This is a genomic window from Chitinophaga fulva (genome assembly GCF_012927205.1).
Lineage (GTDB): Bacteria > Bacteroidota > Bacteroidia > Chitinophagales > Chitinophagaceae > Chitinophaga > Chitinophaga fulva.
The window spans coordinates 1,178,132-1,193,116 of record NZ_JABBGC010000003.1; the positions used below are offsets into that span (position 1 = coordinate 1,178,132).

13 protein-coding genes are annotated in these 14,985 nt (G+C 48.9%); 9 read left to right on the forward strand and 4 right to left on the reverse strand.

The genetic code is table 11. The features are described from left to right. Positions 1-40 precede the first annotated feature (40 nt). Positions 41-2,143 (forward strand): right-handed parallel beta-helix repeat-containing protein, encoded by a 2,103-nt coding sequence (locus HHL17_RS28100; protein WP_169228146.1) that lies wholly within the window; start codon positions 41-43, stop codon positions 2,141-2,143. A gap of 88 nt (positions 2,144-2,231) precedes the next feature. On the opposite strand, the gene HHL17_RS28105 is transcribed toward HHL17_RS28100, so the two are convergent. Beyond that, positions 2,232-2,696 (reverse strand): SRPBCC family protein, encoded by a 465-nt coding sequence (locus tag HHL17_RS28105; protein ID WP_169228147.1) that lies wholly within the window; start codon positions 2,694-2,696, stop codon positions 2,232-2,234. Positions 2,697-2,706: 10 nt separating this feature from the next. Continuing rightward, positions 2,707-3,033: an ArsR/SmtB family transcription factor gene (locus HHL17_RS28110; protein ID WP_169228148.1), complete on the reverse strand. Its 327-nt coding sequence runs from the start codon at positions 3,031-3,033 to the stop codon at positions 2,707-2,709. A gap of 542 nt (positions 3,034-3,575) precedes the next feature. Here HHL17_RS28110 and HHL17_RS28115 point away from each other — a divergent pair. The 4 genes from HHL17_RS28115 to HHL17_RS28130 are packed head-to-tail and all read left to right on the forward strand — an operon-like array spanning position 3,576 to position 9,467. Next, a complete protein-coding gene (locus HHL17_RS28115; RefSeq protein WP_169228149.1) occupies positions 3,576-3,956 on the forward strand; it encodes a response regulator transcription factor in 381 nt (126 codons plus the stop codon). A gap of 38 nt (positions 3,957-3,994) precedes the next feature. Continuing rightward, a complete protein-coding gene (locus tag HHL17_RS28120; RefSeq protein WP_169228150.1) occupies positions 3,995-5,134 on the forward strand; it encodes a HEAT repeat domain-containing protein in 1,140 nt (379 codons plus the stop codon). Between the two features lie 2 nt (positions 5,135-5,136). Beyond that, positions 5,137-6,585 carry a glycosyltransferase family 2 protein gene (locus HHL17_RS28125; protein ID WP_169228151.1) on the forward strand — a complete coding sequence of 483 codons (1,449 nt, stop codon included), beginning with the start codon at positions 5,137-5,139 and terminating at the stop codon, positions 6,583-6,585. A gap of 5 nt (positions 6,586-6,590) precedes the next feature. After that, complete coding sequence (locus tag HHL17_RS28130; RefSeq protein ID WP_169228152.1) at positions 6,591-9,467, forward strand: tetratricopeptide repeat protein; 2,877 nt, start codon at positions 6,591-6,593, stop codon at positions 9,465-9,467. Positions 9,468-9,537: 70 nt separating this feature from the next. On the opposite strand, the gene HHL17_RS28135 is transcribed toward HHL17_RS28130, so the two are convergent. After that, positions 9,538-10,704: a glycoside hydrolase family 130 protein gene (locus HHL17_RS28135; RefSeq protein ID WP_169228153.1), complete on the reverse strand. Its 1,167-nt coding sequence runs from the start codon at positions 10,702-10,704 to the stop codon at positions 9,538-9,540. 116 nt (positions 10,705-10,820) lie between these two features. Beyond that, positions 10,821-11,576, reverse strand: coding sequence for an SDR family oxidoreductase (locus HHL17_RS28140; protein WP_169228154.1), 756 nt, complete (start codon positions 11,574-11,576; stop codon positions 10,821-10,823). Between the two features lie 170 nt (positions 11,577-11,746). Here HHL17_RS28140 and HHL17_RS28145 point away from each other — a divergent pair, with 170 nt between their 5' ends. The 4 genes from HHL17_RS28145 (at position 11,747) to HHL17_RS28160 (ending at position 14,959) form a co-directional block, all read left to right on the forward strand. Next, on the forward strand, positions 11,747-13,213 hold the full coding sequence (locus HHL17_RS28145) for a hypothetical protein (protein WP_169228155.1): 1,467 nt from the start codon (positions 11,747-11,749) through the stop codon (positions 13,211-13,213). A 65-nt stretch (positions 13,214-13,278) separates the two neighbouring features. Further along, positions 13,279-14,328 carry a glycoside hydrolase 5 family protein gene (locus HHL17_RS28150; RefSeq protein ID WP_169228156.1) on the forward strand — a complete coding sequence of 350 codons (1,050 nt, stop codon included), beginning with the start codon at positions 13,279-13,281 and terminating at the stop codon, positions 14,326-14,328. 177 nt (positions 14,329-14,505) lie between these two features. Continuing rightward, positions 14,506-14,706 carry a hypothetical protein gene (locus tag HHL17_RS28155; RefSeq protein WP_169228157.1) on the forward strand — a complete coding sequence of 67 codons (201 nt, stop codon included), beginning with the start codon at positions 14,506-14,508 and terminating at the stop codon, positions 14,704-14,706. Positions 14,707-14,761: 55 nt separating this feature from the next. Then, positions 14,762-14,959, forward strand: coding sequence for a class I lanthipeptide (locus tag HHL17_RS28160; RefSeq protein ID WP_169228158.1), 198 nt, complete (start codon positions 14,762-14,764; stop codon positions 14,957-14,959). Positions 14,960-14,985: the final 26 nt, after the last annotated feature.

The window sequence follows — 14,985 nt, forward strand, 5'->3', positions numbered from 1 at the left end:
TGATATGACCTTGTCAACTGCTCACCAAAATTATTCCCGTATGAAAAAGATCAACATGTTATTCGCCCTGTTGTTTGTTGGCACCCTGTCCCTATACGCGCAAACCGTCCCTGCACCTGCCACGCCGCTGAATGGCGGTACAGGCTACATGGCCCATCCGGGCTTTACCTGGAGCGCTGTTGCAAACGCCGGCAGTTATGAGATCATGATCGCAGCTGATACCGGTTTTACCAACATCCTCGCACAACGTGCAGGCCTGCCCGTTACCCGCTATGTACCGCTCAATCCACTCCCTGCCGGAAAACTTTACTGGCGGGTAAAAGCTGTCGATACTGCTGGCAGCAGCAGCTTATGGTCTACCCGTTTCAGCTACACCGTTGCCACTCCCGCCAACGTATACACGGTACCGGACAACAGCACTTATGCACAGGTGAAAGCTATCCTGGACACCGCTGTCAAACATACGCCGGCCATCGTGCAGTTTGCGGCCAATGGCCACTATGCCCTGGATCCCGGTGCCGCCGGCAGTTTTATGTACACCTACACCGGCATCAACGACCTGATCATTGACGGCAACCAGTCAGCTATTACCGTGATGAACCATCCGGAAACCGGTTTTCTGAACTTCCGCAATTCCAACCGTATTACCGTGAAAGGTTTTACCGTCGATTGGGACCCGCTACCCCATTCACTCCTGGACGTCATACAGGTAGATACCAGCAATCCGAATACGCTCAATGTGCGGGCGAGGCTGCGCAGCGTAGCAGGACAAACATCGCCCTACTACCCTGCCATCACCAATAATCCATCGTTCACCACACACTGGTCATGGGCTTACCTGTTGGACCCCGCGTACCCTGGTGCCGTAAAACCCGGTATCGGCAATGCTTTCGGCCTGGTACCCGGCGATGCTACGTATATTGCAGGCACCAATCCTGCGGAGTACAATATTGTACATCCCGGTTCCACCTCCGGCAAATATTTCGCCGCAGGCGATATCCTCACCATCCTGTGCCGCACCAATATGGGCTCGTTTATCAGCACTACCAACTGCACCGATCTCACCTTCAGCAACATCACGAACTACGCCAGCCCGATGGGATGTTACTATGCCTTTGATGGCGGAGATATGAAGGTGCTCAATTGTCATTCCGCCTTAAAGGACAATACCCGCTTTGTATCGGCCAATGCCGACGGCGTGCATTGCCGCGGCAATACCATCGGTCCGTGGGTGGAAAATTCTTCGTTTACTGGTAATGGTGATGACGGCGTAGCACTCTATAACAAAGGCATGGTGATCACTGCTAAAAACGCTACCAACAGTCTCACCGTAAAGAGCGATTACATGAACTTCAAAACAGGTGACCGCTTCGATATCTATATTCCGAAAACAGGTTATATCATCTCCCAAAACTTCACGGTCACCAGTGTACAACCCAATACGGGGCAGGGCACCTTTACCATACAGTTCACTCCCGCTATAGCCGACAGCAGCTACGCTACCATTACGGATGTGAATTTATCTGACCAGCAACAGAATGCACAGTTGTACAACAGCACCCGCCGCAACGAACAGTTTTATGTGTATAACAACCAGTTCACCGTCCGCGGCCGCGGCGTGATCCTGCGTTCCGCCAATGGTGCGGTAGACAGCAACCGCTTGTTCAACTGTTCCTCTCCCGCCGTAGCATTGTACAACGAAGCTGCGCAATGGCTCAACGGCCTGTACAACAGCAGGGTAAGTATTTTGCGCAATAACATCCGCGACTGTGCCTATGACAACCTGGGGATAGATGAAGGCGCTATTACCGTGAAGTTTAAGAAGATCGTTTTACAGGGCAGCCGTTATGTAGATGCCATCGCACCTTCCCGGCCACACAACAGCATCCTGATCAATGATAATACAATAGAGAACTTTGCCCAGCACGGCATTACCTTATTCAATGCCACAGGCAGCAAGGTGGGGAATAACATCTTCACCAGCAATGCCAGCGGGTTTATTCAACCCGGTGCACATTATGGTATCTATCTTAATACTACAGACAGCTGTACTATCAGCCGGAATAATTTCACCGGGGAAACGCGGCCGTTGACAGCCGTGATACAACAAACCAATTCCACCAATGTGGTGGTGATACCCTGATCGATTTGAACCCCAGGCTCACGCCCGGGGTTCAAATATCGGATGCCCCTGCATTCAAATGCAGCGTTCAAAACATTTCGCATTTTTATTATTTAGCCCGCTGCCGTTGCAGATAATCATACAGCAACCCGATCATATAAGTCCATCCTTCTTCGGTACGGTCTGCATACTCAGACCATTTGAGGTCCATATCATGTTCCAGCTGTAACAGGCAACCGGTGGCCGTAGGGGTAATACGGACCACTACCACGCTTTCATCTCCCGGTTCCTGGTCCACCCCCCACGTGAATACCAGCAGGGAAGGGCGTTTCACTTCCAGGTAAGCGCCGATGTGATTTAGGATATCGTTGCCTCTTTTCACCTGGTAACTGAAGCGGCCGCCCGGGCGCGGGTCGTTGGTGAGGTTCAGGATTTCTTCATTGCGCACCAAAGGGCCAAACATCCAGTGGCTGAGCATGTCCACGTTTAGCCATGCATCGAAAATGGTTTCAGCAGGCTCGTCAAAAGTCTTTTCCACCTGAACAAAAACGCGTTTATCGGTTACTTTTTTCATATGGTTAAGCTTATTTTTTTCTGATACGTTGTTTTTTCAGGAATTCATCCAAAGCGTCGAGGCTGTCGGCCCAGAAGGCCTTGTATGTCTTCATCCATGTTTCCACTTCGCTTAATGGTCCAGGGTTGGCGATACAATAGCGTTCCCTTCCTTCCTGTTTGATGATCACCATACCGCATTCCGTTAATACTTTGATATGCCGGGAGATGGCCGGGCGGCTGATATCAAACTGATCAGCCACGGTGTTCAGGTTCATCTTTTTGCCTGCCAGCATATGCAGGATGGCGCGTCGTGTGGGATCGGCAATAGCGTGAAAAACATCTCTTCTCGTCTCCATAACTTGTAACAATCTTGTTACAAATATATACGTAACAACATTGTTACGCAAATCTGTTTTCCGCGCATCTTATTAACCACATGACGAGCGATAAAGAGATCACCGCATCTGCTATGTCCCCGGAATATGCTGAGCACAAAAAACAGGTCTGCCATCAGAATAAAAGTATTTTTCACGCAAAGATTAGATATTCTAAAATGTAATATGTTTATTTTTTAATATCTCTAAAATCCGCCACCATAGCGGAGTGATTGTTAACGTCCTTAGATTGGCATAGATTATGCATACTTTTGCAAAACAAGAGTAGTTCGAACCTCAGCTCTGTTAAAATTTGCCATCTTTTTATTGAGTTAACCGCTAGTTATTATTATAGAGCACTCTTGATCCCTTAGACGGAAGGATAAAGCACTTCTTTTTATTTAATGTATTTATTCACAACGATATTGCATGTAGACGGCCCGTGCAATAAGATATGTTAGTTGTCATGCGATTAATTTAAAGAGGGTATTATCGATTATTCAATCAGTCAAAAAACATTACTTATGTATAGTATTCTCTTAGTGGAAGACGATGAATTTGTTTGTAAAGCAATAGAAATTATTTTAAGGAAACAGGACTATATCATCAGCATCGCCAAAAACGGACAGGACGCTATGCAGTATCTGCAAAAGTCAAAATTTGATCTGGTTATTACGGACCTGATGTTGCCCTACGCCAATGGAATGGAGCTGGTCAGCAAAATGCGCAACGAGCTTCATTTAGACGTCCCCATTCTTGTTTTGTCTGCCGTTACACATGAAAAAACCATCACAGAAGGTTTTGATATTGGTGTGGATGATTATCTGAAGAAACCATTTAATCCATCAGAACTGGCTTCGAGAGTAAAACGCCTGATTCAGCAGAAAGAAAAAAATACCATCTGATCCCATAACATAATCATCAATTATCAATAATGAATTTTATGACGTCGTTCCGCCAGTGGCTGGAGGATCTGATATACTATTTTGCCTACTTTCCGCTGGTAATACAAATTGCTATCATCGTGAGCGTGCTGGCCGTGGCCGGTACGGCCCTGGCGTATATATACATGATCTTCTTCCGTTGGCAGAAAGAAAGGCGGGCGAAAAAAGAAATACCCCTGCGCGAGAAAGGCAACGAATTATTGTTGGAACATATCATTTACAAATCGGTGGGCGACCCGGATACCCCGGTGGCATTGCCACTGGAGGCATTTAAGTCACTCCCGCTCGATCAAAAATGGGCTGCTGACGTATTTAAAAGTCAACTACTGGAATACCGCCAGAACTTCACCGGCGATATTCCGCTCTTGCTCCGTCAGCTTTACCTCGACCTGGGACTGCACCGGGAAGCCGCCGCTGCATTAAAATCCGGCCGCCGCAAAAAAGTGATCAGCGCCCTCGTGGAATTATCCGGTATGGGCGTACTGCTGGAAACAGCGCATGTACTGTCACTCACACAGAGCCGCGATCAGTACATCCGGGAAATGGCACGCTGCTACTGGGTACAATGCTCCCCTGATGCGCCCTTTGAGTTTTTCAGTCACGTAAAAGAACCATTGCTGGCCTGGGAACAGTTTGAACTGTTCCGGATTATTTCCCTTCGGAAAGACATCCCCATGCCGTCTTTTGCCCAATGGATCGAACCACAGTACCATCCAACTGTTATTTCATTGTGTCTCAAACTGGCTGCATACTTTCAGCAACCGGAAGCAATTCCGGCCATGATTAAAATGCTGGACACTCCCGACGAACAACTGCGGGCACTCACCATCAATAACCTCGGCAAACTGATGGCACTGGAAGCAGAACCAATACTGGTGAAGATGTATCCGCAACAACCAGACAACTGCAAACTGGAAATACTGAAAGCACTGGGCCGTATCGGCTCCGGCGACTTCATCAGTTTCCTGCAACAGGAACTGGAACATACGGAAGATTTTCTGCTGATGAAACATGCCGCACATTCTATTGTAGCCCACAAAGCACTCGCCAGTAACCTGGTAGCCCGGTTACAGCATTCGCTCACCGGGACCAGGCAGCAGGTGCTGCAACACAGTCTGAACCCCCTGATTAAATATTAATAATGTATTCTGCGATACTTAAACATGTTACGGATTTTTACGAAAGCGCCATATTCGTTTATTGCGCCGGACTATTCCTGTTCTACATTCTGCTGGCAGTACTGTCACTGATAGCCATCCGCCGCAGTCTGTGGAAAAATAAAATAAGAGGCCAGCAAATGCTGGTGGCCTCTCCCCTCACGCCCGGCATCTCCGTGATTGCACCGGCCTATAACGAAGGCGTGACCATCATCGCCAACGTACGGTCCCTGCTGGCGCTGAACTATCCCCGGTTTGAGGTAGTCATCGTGAACGATGGCAGTAAAGACGATACCCTGCAAAAACTGATCGATGAATTTGAACTGACGGAAGTGAATTTCGCTTACCGCCAGCAAATCCCCTGTCAGGAAGTAAAGCGTTTCTTTAAATCTTCCAACCCCGCCTATTCCAAATTACTGGTATTGGATAAAGTCAATGGTAAAAGCAAAGCCGATGCGGTGAATGCCGGCATCAACGCTTCTTCCTTCGACTACTTCCTGAATACGGACGTGGACTGTATCCTCGCCAGCGATACTTTGCTGAAACTGATCAAACCTTTCATGGATGATTCGGAAAGAGTGATTGCCACCGGCGCACCTTTACGTGCAGCCAACTCCTGCGATGTGGAAGCTGGCGTGATCACCCGTGTACGCGTGCCCAGAGCACTGCTGCCACGCTTCCAGGAAATGGAATATATCCGTTCCTATCTGCTCGGTAAAATGGGCTGGACATTCATCAACGCGGTACCTAACGTGTCCGGCGGCCTTGGTCTGTTTGATAAAGACATCGTGATCAAATCCGGCGGCTACGACCCCGCCTCTTTCGGGGAAGACATGGACATGGTGGTGCGCATGTGCAGGTACATGTGCGAACAAGACCTGCCCTACCGCATTCATTATATCCCGGAAACACTTTGCTGGACGGAAGTTCCCGCTACCTACAAAGTATTCTTCCGTCAACGGGTACGCTGGGCCAGAGGTCTTGCACAGATATTCAGCAAACACAGAAAAGTATTGTTCAACCCGAAATACAAAAAATTAGGGTTGATCATCTTCCCCTATAACTTTTTCTTTGAACTGCTGGCCCCATTGATCGAGTTCGCCGGCATTATCTACTACATCTATATCATTGTCAACCACCTGATCAACTGGGATTATGCGATCATCCTCCTGGTGTTCATCTATACTTTTTCCATATTGATCACCTCCCTTTCTATGTTGTGGGACCAGTTGATCTTCCGTTATTATAAAAGCTGGAAAGAAGTATGGCAGCTTTGTATCCTCTCACTGGCAGAGCCTTTCGTCTATCACCCGATTGTGCTTTTCTCCGCCATCAGAGGTTACTTCAATCAGCTCACCGGCAGGAAACATACCTGGGGAAATATGCAACGGCAAGGATTCAATCAATCTTCAAACATTCAAAAAACTATTTAAAGATCATGTTACAGCGGAGTGTGGAAAAGAGTTGTATTGCATTCTTCTTCTCTTTATTGTTTATATATTCAGGACTGAGCGCACAGCACAGCGGTCTTGTTTCTTCCGACGTGCTGTATAAAATGGCATTGAAGGCGCGCAACGAAGAAAAGGACTATCCCAAAGCGATCAAATTCTGTAAAAAAGCATTGTCACAAAGCCCGGACTATACGGATATCCGCATCTTACTGGGCAAACTATACCAGGAAACCGGGCAACCGGTGGCCGCAGCCTTCGAATGGAATGTAGTGCTCCGAAAAGATCCGGGCAACAGCGACGCCCTGCATTCACTGGTAAACCTCTACTACAGTCAGCATAATGCCCCCGAAGCCATCTGTTATATAGATATGTTACTGGAGAAAACACCGCTCGATAAAGACCTGCTGCTCAAAAAATACGGGCTGTCAGAAGAAAGCGGCGATGTAGTAACACAGGCTAAGATCATGGGACTTTTACGTACCCATTACATTTCAGATCCCAAAGTAGCAGCGCTGCTGGAAGACTATCAGATGCAGGCGGCCCGCCGCGGACGTAAAACCGGCGATCTGAACGGCTCTGAAAAGATGTACGAACAGGTGTTACTGAAAGACAAAAACAATGTGGAAGCATTGCAGGGACTGGCGGCTTCGCTGGAAGGACAAGGCCGTTCCCGGGAAGCGCTCTCCTATTACAACCAATTACTGTCGCTTCATCCGGACAGCGCCTCATGGCGCTTAAAACGCTCTTCCATACAACTGGCCAACGGCAATTATGCTGCCGCACTGGAAGACGCCAAATGGCTGTACAAAAAACATCCGGGCCAATCCCTGTACAAACAACATCTGACAGATGTATACACCGCGTTGTACCGGCAGCCAAATGCCCCGGCCGAATACGCAGAACAATTACTGGCATTGCAACCGGGAAATAAGGCCGTGTACACGCAGCTGATCAATCAAGCTTATCAGCGTGGCGATTATACCGCCGCCAACGAATGGTGCAACAAAGCATTACAGGTATTTGCCGGTGATGTGGATATATTAAGAAAACAGATTGGCATACAGGAAAAAATGCAGGACTACAGCACCGCCGCCACCACTGCCGGTAAGCTGTTGCAGCTTCATCCCGGTGCTACGCATGAGCAAATCTATACCGACCTGCAACTGTCACGTGCCAGCAGGCTGGTACAAATGCAAAAGCCGGGAGAAGCTGCTACCGTCCTGCAATCAGCACTGAAACAAGTCCCCGGGCACAAAGACCTGCTGCTGCTTTTGTCCAATGTGCAAACTGCACTGGGCAAACCACAGGAAGCCTTATCCCTGCTGGACCAGGTACTGGCCAAACAACCGGCAGATACCGCCTTGTTGTTTAAAAAGTCCGGGTTGCTGGAAGCCACCCAACACTACGGGGAAGCCGCTGCCATCAGCGAGGGATTAATGACGCGTTACCCTGCAGAAAGCCGCTACCGCCAGGCATATATAGACCAGGCCATGCAGGCCGCCAGAAACCATATTGCGCAAAAACAATATGCTGCCGCCGAACCTGCGCTATTGAAAGTATTGCAGTATGCACCAGCCAATAAAGACGCCTGGATGTACCTGATCAACATGAAAAATGAGCAGCAACAAACTGCACAGGCATTGGATTACACCACCCGCGCACTACATCAGCTGAACAACGATTCCCTGTTGCTGCAAAAGAAATCTGCCCTGTTACAACAGACCGGCCAATATTCCGCAGCCAGCACTATTGCGGCTGACCTGCATCGCCGGTACCCCGCAGACACGGCGCTGCGGCAAATGTACTTCGACCAGCTGCTGGCACACGGAAAACAGTTACGCGAAAAACAGCAATGGGACAGCGCATGGGCATTATACCAAACGGCCTATTCCCTGTCACCGGCAGATACCGCTGTACTGTATAACCTGACCGCCACCGCTACGGCCCGTAAACAATACGACTCTGTGCTCGTGTATGCCGACAAAGGTCTGGCTGTAAACGCCAACCAGCCGGCACTGCTGTCACAGAAAGCCAATGCGCTGGAACAGTTGCACCGCTATGCTGATGCCGCACTGGTAGCAGGACAGCTCCGCAAACTGCAACCCGGCGAAAAGAAATGGCAACAATATGCTGATCACCTCAACGGCTATACGTACAGAAACCAGGTCGGGGTGATTCATCTGCAATCTGTTTACAGCAGAGACCTGGCGCCGGCCAGTATTACCTCTCTGCAATACCTGCACCGTTTTCAGCGGGGCACTGTCACCGGAAGGCTCAACTACGGCACCAGGGAAGCCGGAAACGGTATTCAGCTGGAAGCAGAGACCTACTACACGCACAATCCCAGGTATTATTCCTACGGATTGTTCGGATGGTCCAACTCCGACGTATTCCCCACTATCCGCGCCGGCTATTCCCTTTTCCGGAATTTCAACAAAGGCTGGGAAGGTGAGCTGGGTGCACGTTACGTAAAAAGCGACACCATCAATACCTATTCCGCCGTGGCTTCCGTAGGGAAGTATTTTGGCAACTATTGGGTGAACCTGCGTGGCTTCTTTACCAGTGACGAACATCAGTGGTACCAGGCTTACACGCTGACCAACCGTTTTTACCTGAACGACCAAAAGGACTTCATTGCCCTGATTGGCAATATCGGCGCATCTCCGGATGACCGTAGCCGCAACTTCCAGTTTGGCAAAGTGGCGGGCTTCACCTCCACGTCCCTTACCGCAGGCTTCCAGAAAAATATCCGGGGAAGGGCCACCATCGGCGCCTACAGCACCTGGACAAGGCAACAAATACCACAGCAATCATATCTGCATCAATTTGATACCTATCTGTTATTCCTCTGGAATTTCAGATAAAGAAAACCACAGTAAAGGAGGGCCTTAGTGCCCTCCTTACACGTATCGGGTTAACTCATTCACTTGTATCTTATCGCTTTTTATTTTGATCGATGATCCCGCAGATGGTACTTACGGTAACGGCCGAACGAAGTCCATCGGCCGGTGTATAGATCACATAATCCACCAGTCTGTCCACCGTGCTGGTGGCCACATGCATCCGCGTATCCGAAGAGGCGTAATAGATAAAAACTGTTCCATCGTCATCCATTACCCACCCGTTACAGAAAAGCACGTTAGACACGTCCCCTACCCGCTCTTCTCCTTCCGGCGCCATAAAATAACCTGCCGGTTTATGAATAATACGGGAAAGATCATGCAGGTCAGTCATGAAGAGATAAAGCACATAACGCATTCCCGCAGCGGTGTTGCGTACGCCGTGTGCCAGATGCAGCCAGCCATAAGGTGTTTTTAACGGCGCCGGTCCCAGCCCGTTCTTTATTTCAGCTACTGTATGATATACTTTGGGATCGATGATTTTTTCTTCGGTGATCGCCGCCCGGGTGATATCACGGCATACACCGAAACCGATACCGCCACCGGTACCGGCACTGATAAAACCATCCTGCGGACGGGTATAAAAGGCGTATTTCCCTTGTACGAATTCCGGATGCAGCACTACATTCCGCTGCTGTGGTGAAGGTGTTGTCAGGTCAGGCAGACGCTCCCAATGTTCCAAATCTTTAGAGCGAATGATACCACAGGCAGCGATAGCTGCAGACTGGTCATAGGCAGGAGCTGCGGGGTCTTTACGCTCTGTGCAGAACAGGCCGTATACATAGCCGTCTTCATGCAATACCAACCGGATATCGTATACATTGATGTCCGGGTTTTCTGTTTCAGGGATAATGCCAGGATATTCCCGAAAACGAAAGTGGTCAATACCATTCTCACTTTCGGCCAGCGCGAAAAAAGATTTGCGGTCTGCACTTTCCACACGGGCCATCAGCACATACTTGTTGTTCCATTTGATAGCACCTGCGTTAAAAACGCCATTCATACCATAACGTTCCATCAGGTGTGGATTAGAAGCGGGGTTCAGGTCGTAGCGCCATTCCAGCGGTGTATGAGCGGCGGTGAGCACCGGGTAACGATAGCGGTCAAAGATACCGTTGCCCGGTGTTAGTTTTTCATTGTTCCTGTTTATCAGCAGCTGGTACTGTTGCTCCAGCGCTGTCAAACGCTCACTGAATTGCATAACGGAGAATTTGTCTCAAAGCTAATACTGCGCGTTACGCATTTATAGTACTTTTTTATCCGTTGTTTGACCTTCCGGCACCTTTTAGCGGCCGCTCTTTTGTGTTTCTTAAGAGATTATTTCACATTCGACAATCCACCATCTACCAGTATTTCCGCACCGTGTATATACCCTGCATCCGGCGAAGCCAGGAACAGTACCGTCTTCGCTATTTCCCATGGCTCACCAAAGCGTTTATACGGCAACGTTGGTGTCACACTGTCAACGGCTCCTTTGATCTCTTCCGCAGACAGGCCGGTATTGTTAAAAATATTAGTCCGGATATACCCGGGACTGATACCATTGACCCGTATACCTTTTGCCGTACACTCCATTGAAAACGTTTTGATAAAAGACTGTACTGCCGCTTTGGCCGCAGTGTATACAGAGAAGTGCTGAATGCCAAATGCTGTTACAAAAGAAGTGTTCAGGATAATGGAACCGCCTGATGCCATCAATGGCAGCAGCTGTTGCACGGTGAAGAAAGCTCCCTTCACCAGTATGTCGAACAGCTCATCGAAATGTGCTTCGTTCACCTGTTCAATGGGTGCGAATTTTCCGTATCCGGCGTTGACAAACAGTACATCTATGCGAGCCGTATGTTGTTGTAGCTGTGCCAGCAGCGCGAGGATGTCCGCCATTTTTCCTGCATCGGAGACGATGCCGGCCGCTGCCGGTCCCAGTGCTGCCACGGCTTTATCTACCGTTTCCTGGCTTCTGCCGGTAATGATCACACGGGCGCCTGCCCTTATAAATTCCTGTGCAGTGGCAAAACCCATTCCATTGGTTCCTCCTGTAATGAAGACCACCTTTCCGTTAAATTGCTGTATCATATTATCAGTAAATTATACCGCAAAGGTGCTGATGGCCGCACAGCCTGAAAACCCGATTATTGCTGTATTTCCGCAGTAAAAAGATAATGATTTCTTAACCCGCTGGCGCCCCTACTGTCAGTGCGAAAGCAGTGATAGTAGTTAATATTAGTAACAAATAAAGTTGTGCTATGCCCTATTTCCCTCAAACATTCCGGCAATATGTACTGAAAAACCCTTTCAATCGCCAGTACCTGAAGATTGCAGCTATTGCCATCCTGGTACAGCTGGTGATTTTTAAGATACTCTACCCCTACGGTGATTTTTTTTCGGACTCCTATAGTTATATCTATGCCGCCATCCTCAAACAGGAAGTGAGCCTCTGGCCCATTGGCTATACCGTTTTCCTGCGGCTCTTCCACACGATCAGTCATTCGGACGTCGCACTGGTGGGCTTTCAGTACGCGCTGGCACAATGTTCGGCACTCTACCTTTTTTTTACGGTGAGTTACTGGCTGCAACCTGGCGAGCAAACGAGGAGAATAATTTTTTATGTACTGCTTTTCAATCCGCTAATCCTCTACATCTGCAACTATATATCCAGCGACGGGCTGTTCCTTGCATTGAGCCTCATTTGGTTTACACAGTTACTGTGGCTCATATACCGGCCTTCTTATTCTTTGTTGCTGGCCCACACGATCATCATCGTCATTGCCTTTACCGTGCGGTACAATGCCATGTATTACCCGCTGATCACTGCGCTGGTAATGCTGCGGTGCCCGCAGAAAATCCCCTTTAAGGTAATAGGGATTATAGCACCGCTGGTATTGATAGGAGGATTTATCAAATTTACAGAGCAGGCCGCCCGTAAGGTGACCGGCACCGCCCAGTTCTCCGTTTTCGGTGGCTGGCAGGTGGCCAACAACGCCTTATACATGTTTCCATACCTGAGAGATTATCCGGAGCCACCGGCAGGCTGCGAGGCTTTCCACAAGGAGGTAGTACATTTCTTCCGTGATGTGGTTCCTAAAGGCGGCGGCATTCCCTCTCCGATCGATGGGGCCGTTTACCTCAAGCATCCGAATGCGCCACTAAAAAAATACATGGAGCTGACCTACGGCCCCAAAGACGACTCCACCGGCGGCATTCAATCATGGGGCAGCGTGGCACCGGTATATGGGAAATACGGCAGTTACATGATCCGGCAACATCCCTTCTATTTTGCCCGTTATTTTCTATTGCCTAACACCCTGAATTACTTTGTGCCGCCACTAGAGAAGTTATCGGAATATAATCTTGGCAGCTATCATGTATCCGGCACTGCCGTACACTGGTTTCATTACCCATCCAAAGAGCTGAGTTCAGTGGCTTCTATTGGTGCACAACGGGCTTTGTTGTTCTTCTTTCCTTTTATATTTGGTTTGTTGAACCTGATATTTTTAGGAATGATCGTCAAATGGTTCGTGTCTGCTACACGCAAGACAGTTGACCGGCCCTATCGCGACAGCCTGCTGCTAGTATTCGTGACGCTGCTGGTCAATGCAGGGTTTGGCATCCTCGCCTCCCCGATCGTTTTCCGCTACCAGGTATTCCCGATGATCCTCTGTTTCCTGTTCATCAGTGTACTGATTGATAAACTTAAACCCGAGTTACAGTAAAGATGAATTAACATTGTTGAATGAAAAGGATATTGGATATTTGACGGCATTATTAATATGCTATCATGAAATATCCTGCCCGTTTCCTGTTCCTGTTTATGTTGTTTTGCCGTTTTTCCGCCACTGCCCAGTCCCCATGGCCGGCAGAAAAAGCTGCGGCCTGGTATCAGCAACAGGGCTGGCTGCTGGGGGCCAACTTCATCCCCTCTACGGCAGTCAACCAACTTGAAATGTGGCAGGCCGCCACTTTTGACACCGCTACTATCAACAGGGAGCTGGGTTATGCTGCCGCTACCGGACTTAACATCATGCGGGTATATCTGCATCACCTGGCATGGCAGCAGGACCGTGAAGGTTTCAAACAACGGGTCAGCCAATACCTCGATATCGCCTCCCGGCATCATATCGGCACCATGTTCGTTTTCTTTGACGATTGCTGGCGCGACACCTACCAGCCGGGCCCACAGCCGGCGCCCGTTCCCGGCGTACATAACAGCGGCTGGCTCAAAGATCCCGGCGGACTGATAGACCGTGATACTACCCTCATGGATACCCTGCGTGTATATGTGCAGGATATCATCCATACTTTTAAACAAGATCAACGGGTAACCATCTGGGACCTGTACAATGAACCGGGACATTTTAAACACGGCGCCAAAAGCTGGCCGTTGTTGAAAAATGTAGTCACCTGGGCACGGGCAGAAGCACCAGACCAACCCCTCACCATCGGCATATGGAACAAGGAGTTCACCGACTTCAACCAATACCAGCTGGAACAGTCAGATATCATCACTTTCCATAATTATCGTGACAGCACCTCCATGCAGGAAGCTATCGATACCCTTCTCCGGTACAATAGGCCGATTATCTGTTCTGAATACATGAAACGCCCCAATAACAGCACTTTCGCCACACATCTGCCGATGATGAAAAAAGCCGGTATCGGAGCTATCAACTGGGGACTCGTAGCCGGTAAAACACAAACCAACTATCCACAGGGAAATAAAGGCGGTGAACCGGAACCAGCCATCTGGTACCATGATATTTTCCGGGCAGACGGTACGCCGTTCGATGCAAAGGAGACAACCTTCATCCGGGAAATAAGCGGGAAATAACTACTTATTCTATTGATTAACGATTCCATTGAATGCTAACATACCTGGCAGTATGTCAGGAGAACTTTCCATGTCCAATTTTTCGCCCCGCCTCCCGCTAACGAACAAAATAAAAGGGTTACATTTAATATACCTGTAATCATTCCCTCAGCTTTTTAACCCGTAAACAATAAATCTATGCATCCGGAAAAATTATCCCTCGACAGAAAACTCTTCCTCCAGAAAGAAACTGTTGCCGTTATGAATCCTGTTGATGTGACCAAAAGCCCGCAGGCCCGCAGCGCTCCTTACGAGACAGCGCTTTCCATGGACTCACCGGCTCGTTGTTTTCCCTGTTGCGCAGAGCCTCCGATTACTTTTGTTACCTGCCGTAACTAAGGGCGTGCTACTGTCATTATTCCCTCAGCTTTTCTTAACCTGTAAATCATAATTTATGCAACCAGAAAAACTGTCCCTCGACAAAAAACTCTTCCTCCAGAAAGAGACTATTGCTGTTATGAACGAAACAGACGTGATCGATGCACCACAGGCAGTGAGTGCTCCTTTCCGTACAGCGCTTTCTATGGACTCCCCGTTGCGGTGCTGGCCCTGCTGCGCACAGCCTAACACCCAAGCCGGCTGTCCCAACTGATTTTTCCCTGATAGCGCATGGCAGAC